Source organism: Streptomyces sp. SPB162 (genome assembly GCF_029504575.1).
Lineage (GTDB): Bacteria > Actinomycetota > Actinomycetes > Streptomycetales > Streptomycetaceae > Actinacidiphila.
The window spans coordinates 3,911,793-3,931,994 of the sequence record NZ_JAQFII010000001.1; the positions used below are offsets into that span (position 1 = coordinate 3,911,793).

Consider the following 20,202-nt stretch of genomic DNA (forward strand, 5'->3'; position numbering starts at 1 on the left):
CATGACAGCAGCAGGGAACCACCAGGCGAGCCGGCCCATCGGACGCCGGCTCGAGCGGGCAGGCATCAGAGATGTCGCCGCTGCCGCCGGTGTCTCGATCACGACTGTCTCCGACGCACTCAACGGCAAGGGCCGACTGCCCGACGCCACCCGCCGACATGTCCGGGAGGTCGCCGAACGGCTGGGTTACCGCCCATCGGCGGCCGCCCGCACACTGCGCACCGGCAGATCGGGCCTCATCGGCCTGACGGTCACCACCTACGGCGAAGAACCCTTCACGTTCACCGAGTTCGCGTACTTCGCCGAAATGGCGAGAGCCGCGACCTCGGCCGCCCTCGCCCGGGGCTACGCCCTGGTCATTCTGCCCGCCTCCTCGCGCCATGACGTGTGGAGCAACGTCGCACTCGACGGCACCGTGGTCATCGACCCCTCCGACCACGACCCCGTCGTCATCGAACTCGTCCGCCAGGGCGTACCGGTGGTCAGCGACGGCCGGCCCGCCGGCAGCCTCCCCGTCCACGCCTGGGTCGACAACGACCACGAGGAAGCCGTCCTCGGCATCCTCGACCACCTCGCCGACGCCGGAGCCCGCCGGATCGGCCTGCTCACCGGTACCAGCACCGACACCTACACCCGGCTCTCCACCACCGCGTACCTGCAATGGTGCGAGCGGGTGGGCCAGGAGCCGGTCTACGAGTCCTATCCCGCCCATGACCCGTGTGCGGGCGCGGTCGCCGCCGACCGGCTGCTCGCCCGCCCGGACCGACCCGACGCCGTCTACGGCCTCTTCGACCCCAATGGCACCGACCTGCTGGCAGCCGCCCGGCGCTACGGGCTGCGGGTGCCGGACGATCTGCTGCTGGTCTGCTGCAGCGAGAGCGTCGTCTACGCGAGCACCGAACCTCCGATCACCACGCTGTCCCTCAAACCGGGGAAGATCGGCACCGCGGTGGTCCAGCTCCTCATCGACGCCATCGAGGGCGTGGGCTCCGCCCAACCCGTCCAGCAGATCATGCAGACCGACCTCATCGTCCGCACCTCCTCCCAGCGCCGCACACACCGCACCACGGTCAGCCCACCGCGCAGTCCGGCCGGAAGCTGAGGCCGGACGCGCACGGCAGGACCCGCAGCACCGCACTCATACGCGAGCGTCCGCGTGGGGATCCGGAACCGGAACCCCACGCGGACGTCCACGCGGACATCCGCACCGGACTCCGTGCGCGAACCCCTTCAGGGGTCGTCGCAGGAGTCCGAGCGGAACCCGATTCAGCTGCCGGACCGCCCCAGGACGCCGATTTAGGGGGTGTTTGTCGGTACCGGCCGAAAACCCGGCACCCAGGTATGTCACACCACGACAGCGTCATTCCTATGATGGGCGGATGGCGGCGCGATGGTGGAGGGGTCGATGACACAGGGGGCAGGTCACGGGCCCGTGCTCGAGGCGATGGTGAGCTGGCGTCCGGCGGGTCCGGACGCGGGTCCTGAGGCTGGACCGGAAGGCGGTCGGGAGACCGGGTCACCCAGCCGCGCCCGGCGACGGGCCGTACGGCTTCGCCGGCGCCCCCGACGTTCCAGGCGCCCCCGGGGTGCCGGGAACGCCAGGCGTCTTCGGCGCACCCGGCGTCGCCGTCGCGTTCGCTCAGGACGGGCCGGCGGCCGCGCCCGCGGGCTTCGCCGCGCCGACGGCTCCGGCCCAGCCGCCCGTCGCCGCACCCCCTGCCGGGTACGAGGCGACCCAGCTGGACACTCCGCTGGTGCCGGAGGAGTACACCCCCACCGCCCACGACCTCCCGGTGATAACTGCCGTCGACTCCGAGCGGCCCGGTCCGCTCTACGTCGTCGGCGACGTCCACGGGTACATCGACGAGCTGCGGACGGCGCTCCACGCCCAGGGCCTCATCGACGCCGAGGGCCACTGGTCGGCGGGCACCGCCCGGCTGTGGTTCCTCGGCGACTTCACCGACCGCGGTCCTGACGGCGTCGGCGTCATCGAGCTCGTCATGCAGCTCTCCGCCGAGGCGGCCGCCGCGGGCGGCTACGCCAAGGCCATCATGGGCAACCACGAGCTGCTGCTGCTCGGCGCCCACCGCTTCGGCGACACCCCCGTCAACTCCACCGGCGGCACCGCCTCGTTCCTCGCCGCCTGGCGGCTCAACGGCGGCCAGCCCTCCGACATGGACCGGCTGGAGGACCGCCATCTGACGTGGATGTCGCGGCTCGACGCCGCGCACCTGACCGACGGTCACCTGCTGCTGCACTCCGACACCACCGCGTACCTCGACTACGGCACCACCATCGACGCGATGAACGACGCCGTCACCGGCATCCTCCAGCGCGGCGACGCGGACGAATGCTGGGACCTGTTCCGCAAGCTCACCAAGCGCTTCGCCTTCCGCGGTGACAACGGCCCGCAGGCCGCCCGCGAACTGCTCGACACATACGGCGGCCGGCAGGTCGTCCACGGCCACAGCCCCATCCCGTACCTGCTCGGTGAGGTCGGCGGCGAATACACCGCGGACGGAGAGGAACGCACCCCGGTCGTCAACGGCCCGATGGCATATGCCGAGAACCTGGCTTTGGCAATGGACGGTGGCGTAACCATGGATGGCCGTCTACTGGTCGCCGAACTCCCGCCGCTTTCCTGACCGCCAGATTTCCGGGAAGCACTCTGTCACGCCCTCACCTCCGCGCTCTACCATCGCTATATCCGTAAGGCACGCTCTCCTCCGCTTCACCGGCCGACCGGCTTCAGACAGCGGGGAGGCACCGGAGACGGAGCATCGGGGGATGCACATGAACAGCGCTCCACACCTGCTCAACGAAGACCGCCCGGACTTCGAACGAGTCCTCGACGACGCACTGCACACCGCGGACACCGGGTACGACGACCACAGCGGGCACGGTGGGCATGACGGCATGCTCAACACCGAGCAACTCCGCACCATGGCGCTGAGCGCCGCGGAGGCCATCTCCGCCTGCGCCGCGCCGGAATACCAGCAGTACCGGAAAGTCCGCGACCAGATTCGCGAGGCCCTGGAGGAATCCGCCCTCCTCCGCCGGACGGACCCCGTGACCGCCGCCGACCACCGGGCTTTCAGCTACGCCGCCATGGGCGTGGCCGACTCCGCCGGCTCCGGCGCCGGGCTGTTCGCCGTGGTCGCCGTGCTGACGCCCATCCTGGCGGGTACCGCCGCCCTGATCTTCCTGTTGATCGGCTACGTCCTGCACGCCATGACGCCCGAACCCGCCATCGCGGCCCCGCTGCGCACCGCCGGCTGGCTCTTCGCGGGCGTCACCACGTGCGGCATCCTGATCGGGATGGTCGGCCTGCTCCTCACCGCCCTGCGCGACAGCGCCGGCGCCATACATGACGACGACGCGGACTCGCTGCCGCCGGAGGTAGCCGCCGCCCGCGAGGCCTGGAGACGCGCCCTGCGCGACCGCGGCGTCCTGCCCTTCCTCGCCGACGCCAGGGCGAACGCCGCCCTGGCGCCCCATCCGGACGTCGAGCCTCCGCGCTCCAACGGCACCCAGCCCTCACGAATGCCGCGACTCGGCTATTCACGACCGGACTTCAGCAGTCCCGGTCCCGAGGAATCCCCAGGACCGGGTCACCGATTCTCCAGTCCCGATTTCTCCAGCCCGGACTTCTCGAGCCCCGACTTCACCGGTCCTGACGAGGGCCCGAGATAACGTTCGCGATTGTGCATATGGGCGGAATGCTGGAGTCCGCACCCATAGGCAGAAATTGTGGGCATCCGCACCCTTGCGGCGCACGGGGCGGCCTACGACGCGCGTCGGACGCGGTACGACGTAGCCCGGCTCACCCCGGTGTCGACGCCGGCGAGCCGCCGGGCCGGGTGACGTCCCCGACTACGCGGACAGCGGAAGGAACCTGAACTCGCCACGGAAAGGCGCGACTTCGGGGACCTCCAGTTGCTCGACTGGTTGAAAGGTAAACCCGTAGCGGCGCCCGATGCCCTTGGTCCAACCCGTGGACACTTCCGCCTCGGGCCCGTTCCGCGTGGGCGCGCTCCCAGCCGCCGCCTCCACGACTCCCCAGGTCAGCGCCGCATCCACGTCCTCGCCACATCGGCCGGTCACGGGACGAGGAGACATTCCCATCTGTTCCGGCATATGCCAGAGACATAGTTTTCGGGACGATATCCCTCCTCTCGAACGCCCGTGGTCCGACGGAACCGTTCGACCCCGACTCCATTGCGGGAGAGGGCAATTGACGCGGAGGCGGTTACTCCGGGCGACTGGTTTCTATACGAGTTGATGATGAGTAGGGTGTGACCCGCCACGGATGGATCTACGGAGGGTACGTGGCCGAATTCAGACGGTCAGGCTGAATTCAAGTGACCGGAATGTGCGGGTGCGGGTGGTGTCGTCTGCGGGATCTGGAGGGGGATAGTGGCTGCTGGCTCGTTCGAGGGGCAGTACGTGTGGCATCCGGCGGCCGATGATCGTCAGTTGGCGCAAGCGTGCATGGATGTGAAGGCCGGGCGGTACCGCAGCGCGAGCGAGATCCTGAAGGAGACCCGAGGGGATTTCGAAGTGCGGGCCCACCGCTCCCTCGTACTCGCCTCCGAGGCAGCAGACTCCGACCTGGCGGAACGCTGGCTGGCGGAGGATCCGTGCGCCGAGTCCGCGCTTCTGTGGGCACGGGTCGCGATGCTCCGCGCGTTACGTATGGCCGACGCGGGCGACCTCCGTGAGGGCGCGCTGCTCCGCATAGCGCAGGGCGCGTGCGAGCGGGCCTCGGAGCTGCTCCCCTCCGACCCGACCCCCTGGGTGACCCAGTTGGCGCTGACCCGGCTCCAGCGGCCCCGCGACCCCGCCCCGCGCGGGCTGCTGACGGAGCCGACCGGCCCCTGGTACCTGTTCGCCCACATCCTGCGGCTCGACCCCTGGCACCGCGAGGCGCACCACCGGTTCCTCGCCTTCTTCTTCACGCGCAACGGCGGCTCGGCGAGCGCGCGGTGGGACGTCGCCTCGTTCCTGAGCCACCGGGCACCGACCTCCTCCCCCCTGCGGCTGCTGCCGTTGGTGGCGCTGGTCGAGGACTACGACTCCTCCGCCCTGCTGGCGGACCGCACGTGGGAACAGCCCCAGTGGAAGGCGACCACGATGGGGATCTACACCCACTGGTTCCCCGAGACGGCCAAGTACCGGTTCACCCCGGTGCTCGATCTGGCCTACCTGGCGCACGCCCTGGTCATGGGGAAGCTCGAGTTCGAGGCCCGGGAAGTCCTGACGACGTCGGGACCGTATGCGTCCCGCATGCCCTGGAGTGCGTTCGGCGCACCCGAGGAACAGCTGACCAGGGCCAGGAAGCTGTGCGGGCTACCGGTACCGAGTGCCGCCTGAACCATTTTCCGCTCCACATCGCACGACGAAGCCCCCGCCATCCCCTCCTCAGAAAGGCTGCGGTTGTGACCGAGCAAAGATCTCTCTCACATTCGAAGAACCTTCGTCCACCAGCGCCCGACGCCGCCCTCGACGACGACGCGACGCTGCATGCCATGGGTTATCCGCGGAAACTCACCAGGCGGTTCCGCGCGTTCGACAACTTCGCGATCTCCTTCACGATCATCAACATCATCGCGGGAATCTTCTCCTCGTTCGGCTTCGGTATGGCGGCCGGCGGCCCGCGGATTCTCATATTCGGCTGGATAGGCGTGTCCATCATGGTGCTGTTCGTGGGCGCCTCGATGGGGGAGATCGCCTCCGCCTATCCCACCAGTGGCGCGCTGTACTTCTCCGCGGGCAAGCTCGCCAAGCGGCACCGCGGCGCCTGGTCCTGGTACACGGGCTGGCTGAACTTCGTCGGCCAGGTGGGCGGGACGGCCGCCACCGGCTATGCCGCCGCCACGTTCATCCAGGCCTTCATCGCGATGCAGTGGAACGACTACGAAGTGACGGCGCAGCGCACCGTGGGCATCACGGCGTTGATCCTCCTGCTGCAGGCACTGGCCAACACCTACACCGTGCAGCTGATCGCCGTGCTGAACCGTATCTCCGTGTGGTGGCTGTTCATCGGCATGGTCGTGATCGTCGTCTGCCTGACCTTCATCCCCGACCACCACCAGTCGGCTTCCTTCATAACGCATTTCGAGAACAACACCGGTTTCTCCAACGGCATTTACGGCGCCATGCTCGGCCTGCTCGTCACGAGCTGGACCTTCACCGGCTTCGACGGCAGTTTCCACATGTCGGAAGAGACCGTGCAGGCCACGGTCAACGCGCCCAAGGGCATCATGCGGTCGATCGCCTACTCGGCGGGTATCGGCCTCATTCTCATGCTCGCCCTGGTGTACGCGATTCGCGATTACGCCACCGAAGCGAGCTCCGCCGCCCCGCCGGTGCAGATCCTCATCGACGCGCTCGGCATGGGCACCGCCAAACTGCTGCTGCTGATCGTGATCGGCGCCATGCTGTTCTGCGGTCTGGCCAACATGACGAGCAACACCCGGCAGATCTTCGCGTTCTCCCGCGACGGTGCGATGCCCGGTTCGCGGTGGTGGCACTCGGTCTCGCCGCGCACCCGTACGCCCGTCAAGGCGGTCTGGCTCGCGGCGGCCTGCTCCATCGTGCTGGTGCTGCCGGGCTGGTGGTCACACACCGCGTTCACCGCCATCGTGAGCGTCAACGTCGTGGGCCTGTTCCTCGCCTACGCCGTGCCCATCTTCCTGCGGCTGTGCCTGGGCGACGAGTTCGTTCCCGGCCCCTGGAACCTCGGGCGCTACAGCACGATCGTCGGAATCGTCGCCGTGACCTGGATCGTCCTCAGCAGCGTGCTGTTCATGCTGCCGCAGACCTCCCCGATCAACTCGACCACGTTCAACTACGCCCCCATCGCGCTGGGTGTGGTGCTGATCATCGCCACCGTCTGGTGGTTCGCCACCGCGCGGAAGCGCTTCCAGGGCCCGGTCAGCTACGGCCGCCCCGACGAAGTGGCCGCCATGGACCTGATCTGACCCGGCGGTAACCGATCCACCCGAATGACCTGAACGACCTGAACGACCCGACGTCCGTGCCGTACAGAGGTCCCGGTGGGAATCGCCCCCACCGGGACCTCACGCGTGTACGCCGTCGACCGGCCGTCCTCAGCGGACTGTCGTCAGTCCGCCAGCGGCAGGTAGACCCGGTTCCCGCTCGCCGCGAACTCCGCGGACTTCTGCCGCATCCCGGCCTCCGGGACCAGCAGCAGATCCCCGCCGTGCTCCTTGCGGATGTTCCGGCCGATCTTCATCGAGGACAGTCACCGCCCGGACATCGCCGACACGGGAGGAGGCCGAAGGCGCTCACAGGACTCGCAGGTCGGGGAGGAACTCGAGGACGACGACCACGGACACGAGCTTCCCGGCGTCCGAGCGCCCCAGCCAGACCGGGAACGTCCCGTCTCCCGCGGTGCAGAAAGACACGAGGTCGGTGCCACTGGCGTCGTTCGAGATACGCATGTACCCCTCGTCGATGGTCTCTCCCTCATCATCGTGGCCATCCACGAGATACCGGCGGAACTTGTCCGTGAGCAGGTTCCACTCCGAGGCGTCGGCGAAGCATCCGGTGGCGCCGTCGGTGCCGAATCCGAAGATCTCACCTTCCCGCAGCAGCCTGGGATCGTCGCCACCGGACAGCGCCAGTTCCCAGGAAGCCGGCGGTTCCGCGTCGACCAGCAGACGGATGGCCACCTCCTCCTCGACCGGGAAGCGATGGTCCTCGTACTCCCCCTCGTACGCGACCACAGCGGCCTGTAGCGGATACACGCCGGGTGGAATCCGCTCGGACAGCTCACGGCAGCCGACCTTCCCTCCCGTGAGGGGATCGGCGACGGCAAGTCTGCCGCTGGGCACCCGCAGCGCCGCGATCTCGCGCACCGCTTCGACCGTCATCTCGGGCTGGAACCGCGTCGCAAGGCGTGTTCCGGGTTCGAAGAGCTCGCGCAAGTGGGCGAGATCCCGCGCCTCCGCCTCGGACCGCGAGAGCAGCCCGATAGTGGTGGCGGAGGACAGATCCCACCCCTCCGCGTACGACACCGTCACCATGGCTGCTTCGCCGCTCACCGCCGTGCCCCTCCGCATCTGGCAGCCCGCCTGCCATCGGCTTTTGGGCGAACCGTAGCGGGTGGCTACGACATGCAGAGGCGGTGCCCACGGCCCACGACCGCGAGCACCGCCGTGAGCCTGTCAGTCAGCGAGCGGCAGATAGACCCGGTTGCCCGCGGCTGCGAACTCCTTGGACTTCTCCAGCATCCCTGCCTCGATCTCCTCCTCTGAAGCGGAAGAGGCCAGATCAGGAGCGAACTGCTCGGTGATGCTTCTACTGATCTTCATCGAGCAGAACTTGGGACCGCACATGGAGCAGAAGTGCGCGGTCTTGGCGCCGTCGGCCGGCAGCGTCTCGTCGTGGAAGTCCCGCGCCGTGTCCGGGTCCATCGCCAGGTTGAACTGGTCCTCCCAGCGGAACTCGAAGCGGGCGTCGGACAGCGCGTCGTCCCAGTCCTGCGCCCCCCGGGTGGCCCTTGGCCAGGTCCGCCGCGTGGGCCGCGATCTTGTACGTGATGACGCCGGTCTTGACGTCGTCGCGGTTGGGCAGGCCCAGGTGCTCCTTGGGCGTGACGTAGCAGAGCATCGCGGTGCCCCACCAGGCGATCATCGCGGCGCCGATGCCCGACGTGATGTGGTCGTAGGCGGGGGCGACGTCGGTGGTGAGCGGGCCGAGCGTGTAGAACGGCGCCTCCTCGCAGATCTCCTGCTGGAGGTCGATGTTCTCCTTGATCTTGTGCATCGGGACGTGCCCGGGGCCCTCGATCATCGTCTGCACGTTGTGCCGCTTGGCGATGGTGTTCAGCTCGCCCAGCGTCCGCAACTCCGCGAACTGTGCCTCGTCGTTGGCGTCGGCGATGGAGCCGGGGCGCAGGCCGTCGCCGAGCGAGTACGTGACGTCGTAGGAGGCGAGGATGTCGCAGAGCTCCTCGAAGTTCTCGTAGAGGAACGACTCCTTGTGGTGCGCGAGGCACCACGCGGCCATGATCGAGCCACCGCGCGAGACGATGCCGGTCTTGCGGCGGGCGGTCAGCGGGACGTACCGCAGCAGCACGCCGGCGTGGACCGTCATGTAGTCGACGCCCTGCTCGGCCTGCTCGATGACGGTGTCGCGGTAGACGTCCCAGGTCAGCTCCTCGGCCTTGCCGTCGACCTTCTCCAGCGCCTGGTAGAGGGGGACGGTGCCGATGGGCACGGGGGAGTTGCGCAGCACCCACTCGCGGGTGGTGTGGATGTTGCGGCCGGTGGACAGGTCCATGACCGTGTCGGCGCCCCACTTGGTGGCCCACGTCATCTTGTCCACCTCCTCCTCGATCGAGGAGGTGACCGCGGAGTTGCCGATGTTGGCGTTGACCTTCACCAGGAACCGCTTGCCGATGATCATCGGCTCGATCTCGGGGTGGTTCACGTTCATCGGCATGACGGCCCGGCCGGCCGCGATCTCCTCGCGCACCACCTCGGGGGAGACGTTCTCGCGGATCGCGATGTACTCCATCTCCGGGGTGACGTCGCCGCGGCGGGCGTACGCCAGCTGCGTCACCGCCTGCCCGTCCCGCCCCCTGCGGGGCGTCCGGGGGCGGCCGGGGAAGACCGCGTCGAGGTTGCGCAGACCGCCGCGGGGGGAGGTGTGCTTGATCCCGTCGTCCTCGGGGCGGACCGGGCGGCCCGCGTACTCCTCGGTGTCGCCGCGGCCGATGATCCAGTTCTCACGCAGCGGCGCCAGGCCGCGGCGGACGTCGGTGGTGACGTTCGGGTCGGTGTACGGCCCCGACGTGTCGTACAGCGTCACGTCACGGCCGGTGGTGAGGTGCACCTGGCGCACGGGGACCTGGATGTCCGGCCTGGTGCCGGTCAGGTAGCCCTTGTGCCAGCCGGGCTCGCGCTTGCGCGGAGCGACGGACTGCTCCGTCGGTACGGGCTGCTCCGTCGGTACGGGCTGCTCCGTCGGTACGGGCGGCTCCGCGGCGACGGACCGCTCCGTCGAAACGGGCTTTTCCGTCGAAACGGACTGAGCGGAGACAGGCATGCGTGCATCCTGCGTGGTCATGAGACCCAACTCCCTACGCCGGCATTACCCGGTAACAGGTTCAGCGGTCGGCGCAGATCTTCAGCGCCCTCTCAGCCCGGTGCTCCGAGCTCCCGCGATTGCAAAGGTGCCCCCACGGTAGCGGTTGCGGACGAACGCACACCAGGGGGTCTTGCGATGATCGACCCGTGGACACCCCGCAGACGTCGCCGCACACCCACTCGCCCACCCCCGGCCACTCCCACGGCCACGGTCCGGTGCCGCCGGTCTCGAAGCACCTGCGCAAGGTCGTCGCGGTGGTTCTGGTCCCGTTCGCCGCCGCAGTGCTCGCCGGGCTGATCCTGCTGTGGCCCGGCGGGGTCCCGCAGCACGCGCACACCGGCGTCGGGTTCGACCAGCAGACGCAGCAGGCGCGGGTCACCGGGATCGACGACATCGCGTGCGCCGACGCGAACGGCGGCGGGGCGAACGCACCGCAGGCGGCCCCGTCGGCACCGGGCACCGCCACAACCGCGTCGGAACGCTGTGCCAAGGCGACCATCGAGGTCACAACGGGGAAGGACGCGGGCCGGACGTTCACCGAGATCGTGCACCCCGACCAGACCCGCCGCTACACGGTGGGCCAGGGCGTCGTGGTGGCGTACGCGCCCGACGCCCCGAAGGAGTTGCAGTACGCGGTGACCGACGTCGACCGCGGGTTCCCGCTGGCACTGCTGGCCGGGATCTTCGCGCTCGCCGTGATCGCCGTCGGTCGGCTGCGCGGGCTGATGGCCCTGGTCGCGCTGGTCATCAGCTTCGCGGTCCTGACGCTGTTCATCCTCCCGGCCATCCTGCACGGCCACGACCCGCTGCTGGTGGCGGTGGTCGGCGGCAGCGCGATCATGCTGATCGCGCTCTACCTGTGCCACGGGCTCAACGCCCGTACGTCGGTGGCCGTGATCGGCACGCTGTGCTCGCTCTTCCTGATCGGGATCCTCGGCTCGGTCTTCATCTCCTGGGCGCATCTGACGGGCAACACCTCGGACGAGACCGGGCTCGTCCACGTCCTCTACCCGGGCATCGAGATCAAGGGGCTGCTGCTGGCCGGCGTCATCATCGGCTCGCTGGGCGTCCTGGACGACGTGACCGTCACCCAGACCGCGGCGGTGTGGGAGCTCAAGGACGCTGACCCCGAAGCGAGTTGGCGCAAGCTCTACGGCGCCGGCATGCGGATCGGCCGCGACCACATCGCGTCCGTGGTGAACACGCTGGTGATGGCGTACGCCGGTGCGGCGCTGCCGCTGCTGCTGCTGTTCTCGGTGGCGCGCAGCGGGGTGCTGCGGGTCGCCGGGAGCGAGCTGGTGGCGGAGGAGATCGTACGGACGCTGGTCGGCAGCATCGGCCTGGTCGCGTCGGTCCCCCTGACGACCCTGCTGGCGGCGCTCGTCGTCAGTGCCGATCGGCACGATACGAAGACGAGTCCGCCGAAGGCGGGGGAGATTCCCCCCGCGAGGACCGGCGGAAGCCACCGGCGCAGGGGGAGGTCGTAGCGGCGGGGGCGGGGCGCGTCATCGCGCCGCGCCGCCCCCGCCCTGGCGCCCACCAGGCGCGATGTACGGGTTCCGGCCCCCCGACGGATTACCAGTCACGGTGCGAGGAGGACGAGGACCCCGAGGTGAACTTCTTCACCAGGAAGATCAGCCCGCCGACCAGCACGGCGAAGACCAGCACCTTGAACAGCAGACCGATGACGAATCCGATCAAGCTCATGATCAGGCCGCCGAAGACGACGAGAGCGATCACCGGGATCGCGACCCACTTGATCCACCAGGGCAGACCCTTGACCAGCTCTTCCATGACTGTTTCCCTCCAGGTTCCTTCGTTGTCCCCGTGCTTCGACTCTAGAGCCGCGGAGGGGGCCGGCGGAGGGGTGACGGACCCGATCCTTCCCTGACCGTCCCCCTACGGAGCCTCGGGGTACGACCCTCAGTAACCCCCGGCCGCGGGGGCTCAGGCCTCCGGCGGCGAGAAGACGACCATGACCCGCAGGTCCTCCGTCACGTGGTGGAAGCGGTGTGCCACCCCGGCCGGCACATAGACGACGCTGCCTCGTGCCACCGTCGTCGTCTCCTCCCCCACGGTGATCGCCGCCCGGCCGCTCACGACCAGGTAGATCTCGTCCTGTCCGTGCGGCGCCTGCGTGTCCAGCTCGCCTGTCTGGAGCGCGTACAGGCCCGCTGACATGTTCCGTTCCCGCAGGAAACTGAGGTAGGCGCCGTTGTTGGCGGCCCGCTCCGCCTCCAGGTCGTCCAGCCGGAACACCTTCATCGCAGCTCTCCTTCGTCGCAACTCTTGCCCGGACGATCAGTTCTGCCACGATCACACCATGAAGAATTTCGTCGTCAAGACGCTCGCCAACGCCGGGGCCCTCGGTGTGGCCATCTGGCTGGTCAAGAACATCACCCTCACCGGCGACGACACCTGGCACAAGGTGCTCACCGTCATCCTGGTCGCCGTGGTCTTCGGACTGGTGAACTGGCTGGTCAAGCCGGTCGTCAAGCTGCTGTCGTTCCCGTTGTTCATCCTCACCCTGGGCTTGATCACGCTGGTCGTGAACGCCCTGATGCTGCTGCTCACCTCGTGGCTGGCGGGGAAGCTCAGCCTCGACTTCCACGTCGAGGGCTTCTGGGCGGCGCTGCTCGGCGGCCTGATCATCAGCATCGTCTCCTGGGCGCTGAACATGCTCCTGCCGGACGAGGACTGAGCGATGCCGTTACGCCCGCAGACGGGGGCCGGGCCCGGGGGGCTCGGCCCCCGCCCCGCATCGGGTTGACTGGACCCAGCGCGCACGCGCGAAACCGTGGCGCGACCCCAGTCCCAGGAGGCACCGATGGCCGAGTACGACCGCGACGAAAGCGCCGCCACCGCCGGTGATGACGCCCCCGGTGGCGACACCGCCGGAGGCGACAGCACGCGCAGCGTCCACGCCGGGCGCCCGCCCGCGCGGCCGTATGAGCCCTCGCTGCCCGGCCCCACCTTCGTCTCGCACTTCCACCTGCCCGGCGACGCGACGGGCCCGTACACCTACGGCCGGGACCAGAACCCGACCTGGACCCTGCTGGAACAGGCGATCTCCGAGCTGGAGTCCCCCGCCGACCCGTCCGCCAGGACCACCGTCTTCGCCTCGGGAATGGCCGCGGTCTCCGCCGTGCTCCTGTCGCAGCTGAGCGCGGGCGACACCGTCGTCCTGCCCTCCGACTGCTACAACACGACCCGGACGCTGCAGAAGCGGCTGGAGTCGTACGGCGTCACCGTGCGGCTCGCGCCGACCCGCGGCGACGCCCAGCTGGACGTGCTGGAGGGCGCGCGCCTGCTGTGGCTGGAGACGCCGTCCAACCCCGCCCTGGACGTCTGCGACATCCGCCGGCTGGCCGACGCCGCGCACGCGGCGGGCGCCCTCGTCGCTGTCGACAACACCCTGGCCACCCCGCTCGGCCAGCGCCCGCTCGACCTCGGCGCCGACTTCTCGGTCGCCAGCGGCACCAAGGCCCTGACCGGCCACGGCGACCTGCTGCTCGGCTACGTGACCACGCGCGACCCCGAGCTGCACGAGCAGACCCTGCTCTGGCGCAAGACCGTCGGCGCCATCCCCGGCCCCATGGAGACCTGGCTCGCGCACCGTTCGCTGGCCACCCTCGCGCTGCGGGTGGACCGGCAGGCCGCCAACGCCCTGGAGCTGGCCACGGCACTCGCCGAGCGCCCGGAGGTGACCGAGCTGCGCCACCCCGGCCTGTCCACCGACCCGGCGCACCCGCTCGCCGCCGCCCAGATGCGCCGTTTCGGCAGCGTCGTCTCCTTCACGCTGCCCGACAAGGAGCATGCCGAGCGCTTCCTCGCCGCGCTGCGGATCACCGTCGAGGCGACGAGTTTCGGAAGCGTCCAGTGCACGGCCGAGCGTCGGGCCCGCTGGGGCGGTGACGCGGTTCCGCCCGGTTTCATCCGCTTCTCGGTGGGCGTGGAGGACGCGGCCGACATCGTCTCCGATGTCACCCGCGCCCTGGACGCCGCCAAGTAGAGCCTCTACGCATATATGCAAGAAGCTGTACGCAGAAGGGACGGTTCGAGCCTCCCCCCTCGTGGCTCGAACCGCCCTGGCGCAACGCGCGAAGATGCGCTCGAACTAGGCTAGTTGACTCTGCGTCAGTGTCCAATCACAGTAGTTGGTACGACCTATCGATAAAGTTATACTTGACGGTTTGTCAGGTTTTGGCGGTGAGGAGACCAAGGTGGACCTGGCTCTCCTGCGCACCTTCGTGACCGTCCACCGGGCCGGCTCGTTCACCCGGGCCGCCCAGCTCCTGGGCCTGTCCCAGCCCGCCGTCACCGGCCAGATACGCACGCTGGAACGGCAGGTCGGCCGCCCGCTCTTCCTGCGGCTGCCCCGCGGCGTGGCCCCCACCACCGTCGGCGACGAGCTCGCGCACAAGGTCGCGCCGCACCTCGACGCACTGCTGGAGATCACCGCGGCGGCCCCCGACGAGGACGGCCCCGGCGCCCACAGCCTGCACCTGGCCGGCCCGTCCGAATTCACCGCGCTGCGCATCCTGCCCGCCCTGGCGCCGCTGGTCGCCGACGGACTGCACCTGCGGGTCTCGCTCAGCGGCGACGACGAAGCGCTGGCCGGGCTCGCCGCCGGCCATCACGACCTGGCCGTCGTCAGTGTGCAGCCCCGCGACCGGCTGATAGCGGCCGTACCGCTGTGGGACGAGGAGTACGCCCTGGTCACCTCGCCCCGGTGGCTGGAGCAGTCCGGCGGCCCGCACGGGGTGCGCGACCATGGCCCGCAGCTGCTCGACGACCTGCCCGTCGTCACCTGCGACGAGGAGTGCCGGCTGCTGTCCCAGTACTGGGCGGCCGTCTTCGACGCCAGGCCCACCCGTAATCCCGCGGTCGTCGTCCCCGACCTGCGCGCCGTCCTGGACTGCGTGCGCGACGGGGTCGGGCTGGCCGTCCTGCCGCGCTACCTGTGCGCTGCCGCGCTCGCCGCCGGTGAGATCACCCTGCTGCTGGAGCCTCCCGTGCCACCGCTGCGGACCTACTTCCTGGCCACCCGGGCCGGCACGCTCGCCCTGCCCCGGCTCGCCCGGGCGCACGAACGGCTGCTGACCGCCGCGCAGGACTGGTGACCCGTTCCGGCAGCTCGAGGACGTGATCAACACGCCTCGGCACGGATCCGGTGAGGCCGGGTACGGCGCCAACAGGAACCGATAGCTCCGATTCACCGCCCCCGGTGTGTTTGTCGATCCCCGTGTCGCGGCAGATCTCAACCATGCCCCAGGAGAACGAAGCTCCGGTCGAAGTCCCGGCCACCCGCCCGGTGGTCAAGCGCACCGCCCGGGCGATCCTGTTCGACGGCGACTGCATGGTCCTCATCAAGCGCACCAAGCCCGGCCTCGCCCCGTACTGGATCACTCCGGGCGGCGGTGTGGAGGACGACGACCCCTCGGTCGTCGACGCGTTGCACCGTGAAGTGGACGAGGAGCTGGGGGCCAAGATCACCGACGTGGTCCCGGCCTTCGTCGACTCCGTCGAGCACATCGCGGAGAACGGCGCCCACGGTGTGAAGGTGCAGTACTTCTTCGCGTGCCGGCTCGCCTCGATGGACCCGGCCCTCCGGCACGGCCCCGAGATGGACGACCCGTGCGGGACGTATGACGTCGTCCGCGTGCCGTTCACCCGGGTCGGACTGGCCTCGGTCGAGGTGGTCCCGCTGACACTGCGGCACTACCTCGACGCGAACATCGAAGGCGTACTGGGACTGATCGGCCCGGACCTGGGCTGAGCGGCCGAGACCGGGGCCGAGCGCTCCCGACCCGGGCCGAGCGCTCCCGACCCCGGCTGAGCGGCCGAGACCCGGGCCGAGCGCTCCCGACTCGGGCCGAACGGGGCCGGAGGCCGCCCGGCGGAGCCTCCGCCGGGCGCCCGTTCGGCTGGAGCCGGTCAGCCTGCCTGCCGGGGGAACCAGCCGCGAAGCCATCCACCGCGCCGGGCCGACGGCCGCTCCGCCGGTCCGGGCTGTGCGGACGCCGTCCGCCGCCCCGCGGCTACCGGCGCGGGTTCCGGAGCCCGCGGCACGGAGACGTGCCCGGGGACCGGCACAGGCACCGGCACCGGGGCCTCCACCGGCTGCACCGGCCGCCGTTCGGCGGCCGCCCCGAAGTGGTCGCCGCCCTTGCGGCGCACGTCGTCGGTGCCCCACGACCGGCCGCCGCCTGTGGCGAAACCTTTCTGCAACGGCGCTTTGACGAGCCGCGGGATGTGCTTCGAGCAGTGGATGTAGGCCTCCTCGACCTCCACCGCGACCCACATCTGCGGACGCCGACCGGGCACCGGATCCTCCGGCAGGTCGGGGTGCTCGGCGCGCATCCGCTCGTCCGGGACCAGCAGCGCGCGGCCGTTGATGTGCAGCCCGATCCGGTCCTGGGCGAAGTCGATCAGCAGGATCCCGACGTGCGGGTTCTCGCGGATGTTGCCGAGCGAGGCCATGACACCGTTGCCCCGGTACTCGGGGTACGTCAGCGTCCGGTCGTCGAGGACCCGCACGAAGCCGGCCGGTCCGGCCCGGAAGGTGCTGTCGCACTCCCCGCGCCGGTCCGCCGTGGACAGGAAGAACATCTCCTGCCGGGCGACGAACTCCCGCATCCTCGGATTGAGCCGGTCCCGCACCTGATCGTCGTAGAACCGGTCGGCACGTCCGCCCGTGCCCAGCTCGGTCTGCATCAGGTGCTCGCCGTCGCTGCCGGGTCGCTCCGCCCGGCTAGTCACCCGCCGCCACCAGTTCCTCCAGTGCGTCGTGCCGTATCCGATGCGAGGGCATACCGCCGCCGACGAGCGCGTCCATGCTGCTGCGGATCATGCCGGGCGGCCCCGAGAGGAAGGCGTCGTACCTCTCCCACGGGCCGTACTGCCGCACGATGTCCGGCAGGGGCCCCGACAGGCTGCCGCTCGGGGTGTCGGCGACCACCGGCCGCACCGAGAGCCAGGGGTGCTCCTCCGCCATGCGGAGCATGGTGTCGAGGTCGTACAGGTCGTGGTCGTGGCGCGCACCGTAGAAGACCTCGACCGAACGCCTGCGGCCGTGCTCAACGACGTCCTCGACCAGCGCCTTGATCGGCGCGATGCCGGTACCGCCCCCGACGCACAGCAGTCCGCTGTCCGTGGTGTGGTCGATGACCATGGAACCGGCCGGCGGCCCGAGCCGGATGACGTCGCCCGGCCGCGCGCGGTGCACCAGCGCGTTGCTGACCCAGCCCGCCGGGACCGCCTTGACGTGGAAGGAGAGCAGACCGTCCGAGCGGGGCGCCGACGCGAAGGAGTAGTGCCGCCACACCCGTGGCCACCAGGGGGTTTCGAGCGACGTGTACTGGCCGGCCAGGAACGGGTACGGCTGGTCGGGCCGCACGGTCACCACGGCGATGTCTGAGGTGCGGGGCTCGTGGGAGACGATCTCGGCCTGCCACCACGGCGGTGTGGAGCGCTCGTCGGCGGCGGCCGCGTCGATCATCACCTGCGAGATCACCGTATAGGCGCGCACCCACGCGGCCTCGGTCACCGGGTCCCAGACCGCCGCGGCGTACTTGCTGAGCGCCCCGATCAGGGCCTCGCCGACGGCGGGGTAGTGCTCCGGCCGCGTGCCGTACTTGCGGTGGCCGCGGCCGAGGTTGGACAGGTACTCGACCAGGTACTGGGTGTTGTCGATGTTGTCGGCCGCGGTCAGCAGCGCCTTCAGGATCCGGTCGCGCTGGGCGTCCATGGCCGCGGGGAAGAGCTCCCGCAGTTCCGGGTGGCGGATGAACAGCAGGGCGTAGAAGTAGCTGGTGGTCCGGTCGGCGACCGGGCCGATCTCCTCCATGGTCCGCCGGATCAACAGCGCGTCCGGCGAGGCCGGGGAGGTCGGCGCGGCCTCCTGGACGGTGGGGCGCGGCGCCGCGGGCGCGGGGTCCGTCAGGAAGGCCGGGACGGGGTCCGGGGTGGACGGCGGCGCGGCGCCGGGCGCCTGCTCCGCCCGCTCCTGGGCTTCGTCCTGCGCACGCTGCTTGCGGGTGGCGGCCCTGCCGACGGGTCTTATGGCGGCCGGGGACCTGCTGGGTATCTCGGAATCACCGCCGTCCGCCGTGCCGTGCGGCGCGTCGGGTTCCCGTTCCGGCGGCGTGAACCAACCCCGGTTCGGATCCGTCTCGGCCGCGTTGGTGGTCAGAGCGTCCATCGTGAGCTTCGCCTCGAACTTCCCCGGTCGATTTCCCGACGTGTGTCACGCGTAGTGGGGTGAGAGCGTGTCACGCAGGGGCGGCGCATCGGACAAATAGCCGGAAGTGCAGGAAACGGGGATGCATGCGGGTTAGGATCCATCGGCTTACGGCGGAGGCCCGAGGCGCTCGAACGGAGTCGACCATACCCGGAACCTGCTGTTCAGCAACCCCAGTTGGCCAATTCATCCCAGCACGTTGGCCGAACTTCGTGACCCTTCCCACAAACTCGCGGAATTCGGTTTGCGCAAGGTCATCCGGGTAGCAGAAGCGGCCACATTTTGTCATCTGCGGTCGAATTGATTCACCAGCTCATAAGCCTCACGCAAGTCGCGTCCTGTATAGGCATGAGTGGCCAGATCCCGCACATAGTGGTCACCATTTACCGCCACCGAAGTCGGCACCACCCCGAACAGCGCCGCGTCCGACAGCGAGTCCCCATAGGCCACGCAGTCCGCCCGCGTCACCCCGTACTGGACGCAGAGCTCATCGGCGATGCTCACCTTCGACTCGGGCACCAGGATCCCCGCCGGATCGAGCACCGCCTCGGGCGCGAAGGGCACCGGGGGGAAGACCGAGGAGCGCGCCTCGTGCACGCCCCACGCGCGCAGCCGCGTCACGAAGAAGTCCGGCGACAGGGAGATCACCGCACAGTGCTCGCCACGATCGGTGATCTCCGTCCAGACCTCGCGTATGCCGTCCAGCCACGGCGCACCCTCGAAGGCGGCCTTCAGCCGCTCCTCGGTCAGTGTCGTCCACATGGCGTACACCCGCTCCGCGAACCCCGGCGGGTCCAGCGTGCCGCGGATCAGCCGGAGCTCCAGCTCCGTGATCTCCTCGACCATGTCCAGCTCCCGGGCCAGCTCCAGACTGGCCGAGGATCCGTGCATCAAGGTGCCGTCCATGTCGAAGATGTGCAGCCGTGCCACGCGGGCGTCTCCTCTTGCCTCGCCGATCCCGCCGGTGCGGGGGTGCGCTCCCAGCGTGCGACGGGGAGCCCCGGTCAGGCCACCTGTTTTGCGCGACAGATCGCCGTACGAACGCGCCCCGGGCGATGTTCCACGTGGAACATCGCGGCCGTGGAACGTCACCGCCCCCTTGGGGCTGGATCAGGATTGCACGCGGCTGAGCGTGACATCACCGGAGCCCGTCTTCACCTGGATGCGCGCGGCGGCCGACGGATCGGTCGGCACCGACACGTGCTCGTCTCCCGAACCCGTGCTGACATCGGTCGCGTACGGACCGCCAGGCAGGTGAACGGTGACATCGCCCGATGAAGCCTTGATCGCGAGCTTCTGCGGCGCCCTGACGAACGTCAGCCGGATCTCGCCCGACGCCGCGGTCGCGCTGACATCGGATCCGCCGAGCCCGGTGGCGGTCAGATCACCCGAACCGGCCGAAGTCGTCAACGCACCCGCGATCCCGGAGACATCGATATCGCCCGAACCCGTCCTCAGGTTCGCCGACGCCACTCCCTGCACATCCACGTCCCCGCTGCCGGTGCTCACCGTCACGCTCACCCCGGCGGGCACCGTCAGTTCGTAATCGATCGAGCAGTCGTCACACCCGTCGGTGAACGTCAGCCGGCCGTTCTCGACCTTCTGCCCGGGAGCCGGCTTGCCGTCACCGTGGTAGCGCACGGTCCGGTGAATGGTGGCACCGCCACCCGTGCCCGGCCGGATCCGGACATCACCGCTTCCCCTGCCCACCTCGACGGCGCTCACCGGCCCCGCGACCTTCGCGTCGTCCACGGCCTTGTGCTCCGGAGAGCGATGGAGGCTCACCCCGTCGCAGCCCGTCAACGCGGCTCCCAGAACCAGCGCGGACACGATCAGTACGG

At 69.7% G+C, this 20,202-nt stretch carries 18 protein-coding genes, 1 pseudogene and 1 riboswitch; of the genes and pseudogenes, 10 read left to right on the top strand and 9 right to left on the bottom strand.

All coding sequences use genetic code 11. The features are described 5' to 3' along the window. Window position 1: 1 nt before the first annotated feature. The 5 genes from M2266_RS17820 (at window position 2) to M2266_RS17840 (ending at window position 6,983) form a co-directional block, all read left to right on the top strand. A complete protein-coding gene (locus M2266_RS17820; RefSeq protein ID WP_277439081.1) occupies window positions 2-1,102 on the top strand; it encodes a LacI family DNA-binding transcriptional regulator in 1,101 nt (366 codons plus the stop codon). A gap of 484 nt (window positions 1,103-1,586) precedes the next feature. After that, window positions 1,587-2,645, top strand: coding sequence for a metallophosphoesterase (locus tag M2266_RS17825; protein WP_346780902.1), 1,059 nt, complete (start codon window positions 1,587-1,589; stop codon window positions 2,643-2,645). A gap of 148 nt (window positions 2,646-2,793) precedes the next feature. Further along, window positions 2,794-3,693, top strand: a complete 900-nt coding sequence (locus M2266_RS17830; RefSeq protein WP_346780903.1) for a hypothetical protein — start codon at window positions 2,794-2,796, stop codon at window positions 3,691-3,693. A gap of 723 nt (window positions 3,694-4,416) precedes the next feature. Continuing rightward, entirely contained in the window at window positions 4,417-5,373 is a 957-nt protein-coding gene (locus M2266_RS17835) for a hypothetical protein (RefSeq protein WP_277439083.1), read from the top strand. Window positions 5,374-5,528: 155 nt separating this feature from the next. Continuing rightward, the gene (locus M2266_RS17840) at window positions 5,529-6,983 is read left to right on the top strand and encodes an amino acid permease (protein WP_277439084.1); all 1,455 of its coding nucleotides are present in this window, start codon (window positions 5,529-5,531) and stop codon (window positions 6,981-6,983) included. A 143-nt stretch (window positions 6,984-7,126) separates the two neighbouring features. On the opposite strand, the gene M2266_RS17845 is transcribed toward M2266_RS17840, so the two are convergent. The 3 genes and pseudogenes from M2266_RS17845 to thiC all read right to left on the bottom strand — a co-directional run bounded on the left by M2266_RS17845 (window position 7,127) and on the right by thiC (window position 10,098). Continuing rightward, window positions 7,127-7,258 carry a thiamine biosynthesis protein ThiC gene (locus M2266_RS17845; protein ID WP_277439085.1) on the bottom strand — a complete coding sequence of 44 codons (132 nt, stop codon included), beginning with the start codon at window positions 7,256-7,258 and terminating at the stop codon, window positions 7,127-7,129. A gap of 52 nt (window positions 7,259-7,310) precedes the next feature. Beyond that, a complete protein-coding gene (locus M2266_RS17850) occupies window positions 7,311-8,051 on the bottom strand; it encodes a DUF4241 domain-containing protein (RefSeq protein ID WP_277439086.1) in 741 nt (246 codons plus the stop codon). 141 nt (window positions 8,052-8,192) lie between these two features. Beyond that, window positions 8,193-10,098: pseudogene (thiC, locus tag M2266_RS17855) on the bottom strand (phosphomethylpyrimidine synthase ThiC). After that, window positions 10,092-10,204, bottom strand: a riboswitch (TPP riboswitch). (Overlaps the previous pseudogene by 7 nt.) A gap of 61 nt (window positions 10,205-10,265) precedes the next feature. Here thiC and M2266_RS17860 point away from each other — a divergent pair. After that, window positions 10,266-11,606: a YibE/F family protein gene (locus tag M2266_RS17860; protein WP_277439087.1), complete on the top strand. Its 1,341-nt coding sequence runs from the start codon at window positions 10,266-10,268 to the stop codon at window positions 11,604-11,606. Between the two features lie 88 nt (window positions 11,607-11,694). On the opposite strand, the gene M2266_RS17865 is transcribed toward M2266_RS17860, so the two are convergent. Beyond that, window positions 11,695-11,913: a DUF5326 family protein gene (locus tag M2266_RS17865; RefSeq protein ID WP_269273576.1), complete on the bottom strand. Its 219-nt coding sequence runs from the start codon at window positions 11,911-11,913 to the stop codon at window positions 11,695-11,697. A 153-nt stretch (window positions 11,914-12,066) separates the two neighbouring features. Next, entirely contained in the window at window positions 12,067-12,384 is a 318-nt protein-coding gene (locus tag M2266_RS17870; protein WP_277439088.1) for a cupin domain-containing protein, read from the bottom strand. A 58-nt stretch (window positions 12,385-12,442) separates the two neighbouring features. Here M2266_RS17870 and M2266_RS17875 point away from each other — a divergent pair, with 58 nt between their 5' ends. The 4 genes from M2266_RS17875 to M2266_RS17890 all read left to right on the top strand — a co-directional run bounded on the left by M2266_RS17875 (window position 12,443) and on the right by M2266_RS17890 (window position 15,898). Then, window positions 12,443-12,820 (top strand): phage holin family protein, encoded by a 378-nt coding sequence (locus tag M2266_RS17875; RefSeq protein WP_277439089.1) that lies wholly within the window; start codon window positions 12,443-12,445, stop codon window positions 12,818-12,820. 126 nt (window positions 12,821-12,946) lie between these two features. Further along, window positions 12,947-14,131 (top strand): cystathionine gamma-lyase, encoded by a 1,185-nt coding sequence (locus M2266_RS17880; protein ID WP_277439090.1) that lies wholly within the window; start codon window positions 12,947-12,949, stop codon window positions 14,129-14,131. Between the two features lie 211 nt (window positions 14,132-14,342). Then, on the top strand, window positions 14,343-15,242 hold the full coding sequence (locus M2266_RS17885) for a LysR family transcriptional regulator (RefSeq protein ID WP_277439091.1): 900 nt from the start codon (window positions 14,343-14,345) through the stop codon (window positions 15,240-15,242). 143 nt (window positions 15,243-15,385) lie between these two features. Further along, window positions 15,386-15,898, top strand: coding sequence for an NUDIX hydrolase (locus tag M2266_RS17890; RefSeq protein WP_277439092.1), 513 nt, complete (start codon window positions 15,386-15,388; stop codon window positions 15,896-15,898). A 158-nt stretch (window positions 15,899-16,056) separates the two neighbouring features. Here the strand turns inward: M2266_RS17890 and M2266_RS17895 are convergent, their stop codons facing one another. The 4 genes from M2266_RS17895 to M2266_RS17910 all read right to left on the bottom strand — a co-directional run bounded on the left by M2266_RS17895 (window position 16,057) and on the right by M2266_RS17910 (window position 20,113). Then, window positions 16,057-16,836, bottom strand: a complete 780-nt coding sequence (locus M2266_RS17895) for a pyridoxamine 5'-phosphate oxidase family protein (RefSeq protein WP_277441248.1) — start codon at window positions 16,834-16,836, stop codon at window positions 16,057-16,059. Window positions 16,837-16,873: 37 nt separating this feature from the next. Then, window positions 16,874-18,322: a globin domain-containing protein gene (locus M2266_RS17900; RefSeq protein ID WP_277439093.1), complete on the bottom strand. Its 1,449-nt coding sequence runs from the start codon at window positions 18,320-18,322 to the stop codon at window positions 16,874-16,876. A gap of 324 nt (window positions 18,323-18,646) precedes the next feature. Then, a complete protein-coding gene (locus M2266_RS17905; protein WP_277439094.1) occupies window positions 18,647-19,291 on the bottom strand; it encodes a haloacid dehalogenase-like hydrolase in 645 nt (214 codons plus the stop codon). 180 nt (window positions 19,292-19,471) lie between these two features. Next, on the bottom strand, window positions 19,472-20,113 hold the full coding sequence (locus M2266_RS17910) for a DUF4097 family beta strand repeat-containing protein (RefSeq protein ID WP_277439095.1): 642 nt from the start codon (window positions 20,111-20,113) through the stop codon (window positions 19,472-19,474). Window positions 20,114-20,202: the final 89 nt, after the last annotated feature.

Bases quoted from the DNA above. Each gene is read 5' to 3' on its own strand.
- M2266_RS17845 (WP_277439085.1), bottom strand. From the start codon at position 7,258: ATGAAGATCGGCCGGAACATCCGCAAGGAGCACGGCGGGGATCTGCTG.
- M2266_RS17880 (WP_277439090.1), top strand. From the start codon at position 12,947: ATGGCCGAGTACGACCGCGACGAAAGCGCCGCCACCGCCGGTGATGAC.
- M2266_RS17840 (WP_277439084.1), top strand. From the start codon at position 5,529: ATGGGTTATCCGCGGAAACTCACCAGGCGGTTCCGCGCGTTCGACAAC.
- M2266_RS17830 (WP_346780903.1), top strand. From the start codon at position 2,794: ATGAACAGCGCTCCACACCTGCTCAACGAAGACCGCCCGGACTTCGAA.
- M2266_RS17890 (WP_277439092.1), top strand. From the start codon at position 15,386: ATGCCCCAGGAGAACGAAGCTCCGGTCGAAGTCCCGGCCACCCGCCCG.
- M2266_RS17870 (WP_277439088.1), bottom strand. From the start codon at position 12,384: ATGAAGGTGTTCCGGCTGGACGACCTGGAGGCGGAGCGGGCCGCCAAC.
- M2266_RS17820 (WP_277439081.1), top strand. From the start codon at position 2: ATGACAGCAGCAGGGAACCACCAGGCGAGCCGGCCCATCGGACGCCGG.
- M2266_RS17875 (WP_277439089.1), top strand. From the start codon at position 12,443: ATGAAGAATTTCGTCGTCAAGACGCTCGCCAACGCCGGGGCCCTCGGT.
- M2266_RS17850 (WP_277439086.1), bottom strand. From the start codon at position 8,051: ATGGTGACGGTGTCGTACGCGGAGGGGTGGGATCTGTCCTCCGCCACC.
- M2266_RS17865 (WP_269273576.1), bottom strand. From the start codon at position 11,913: ATGGAAGAGCTGGTCAAGGGTCTGCCCTGGTGGATCAAGTGGGTCGCG.
- M2266_RS17900 (WP_277439093.1), bottom strand. From the start codon at position 18,322: ATGGACGCTCTGACCACCAACGCGGCCGAGACGGATCCGAACCGGGGT.
- M2266_RS17895 (WP_277441248.1), bottom strand. From the start codon at position 16,836: ATGCAGACCGAGCTGGGCACGGGCGGACGTGCCGACCGGTTCTACGAC.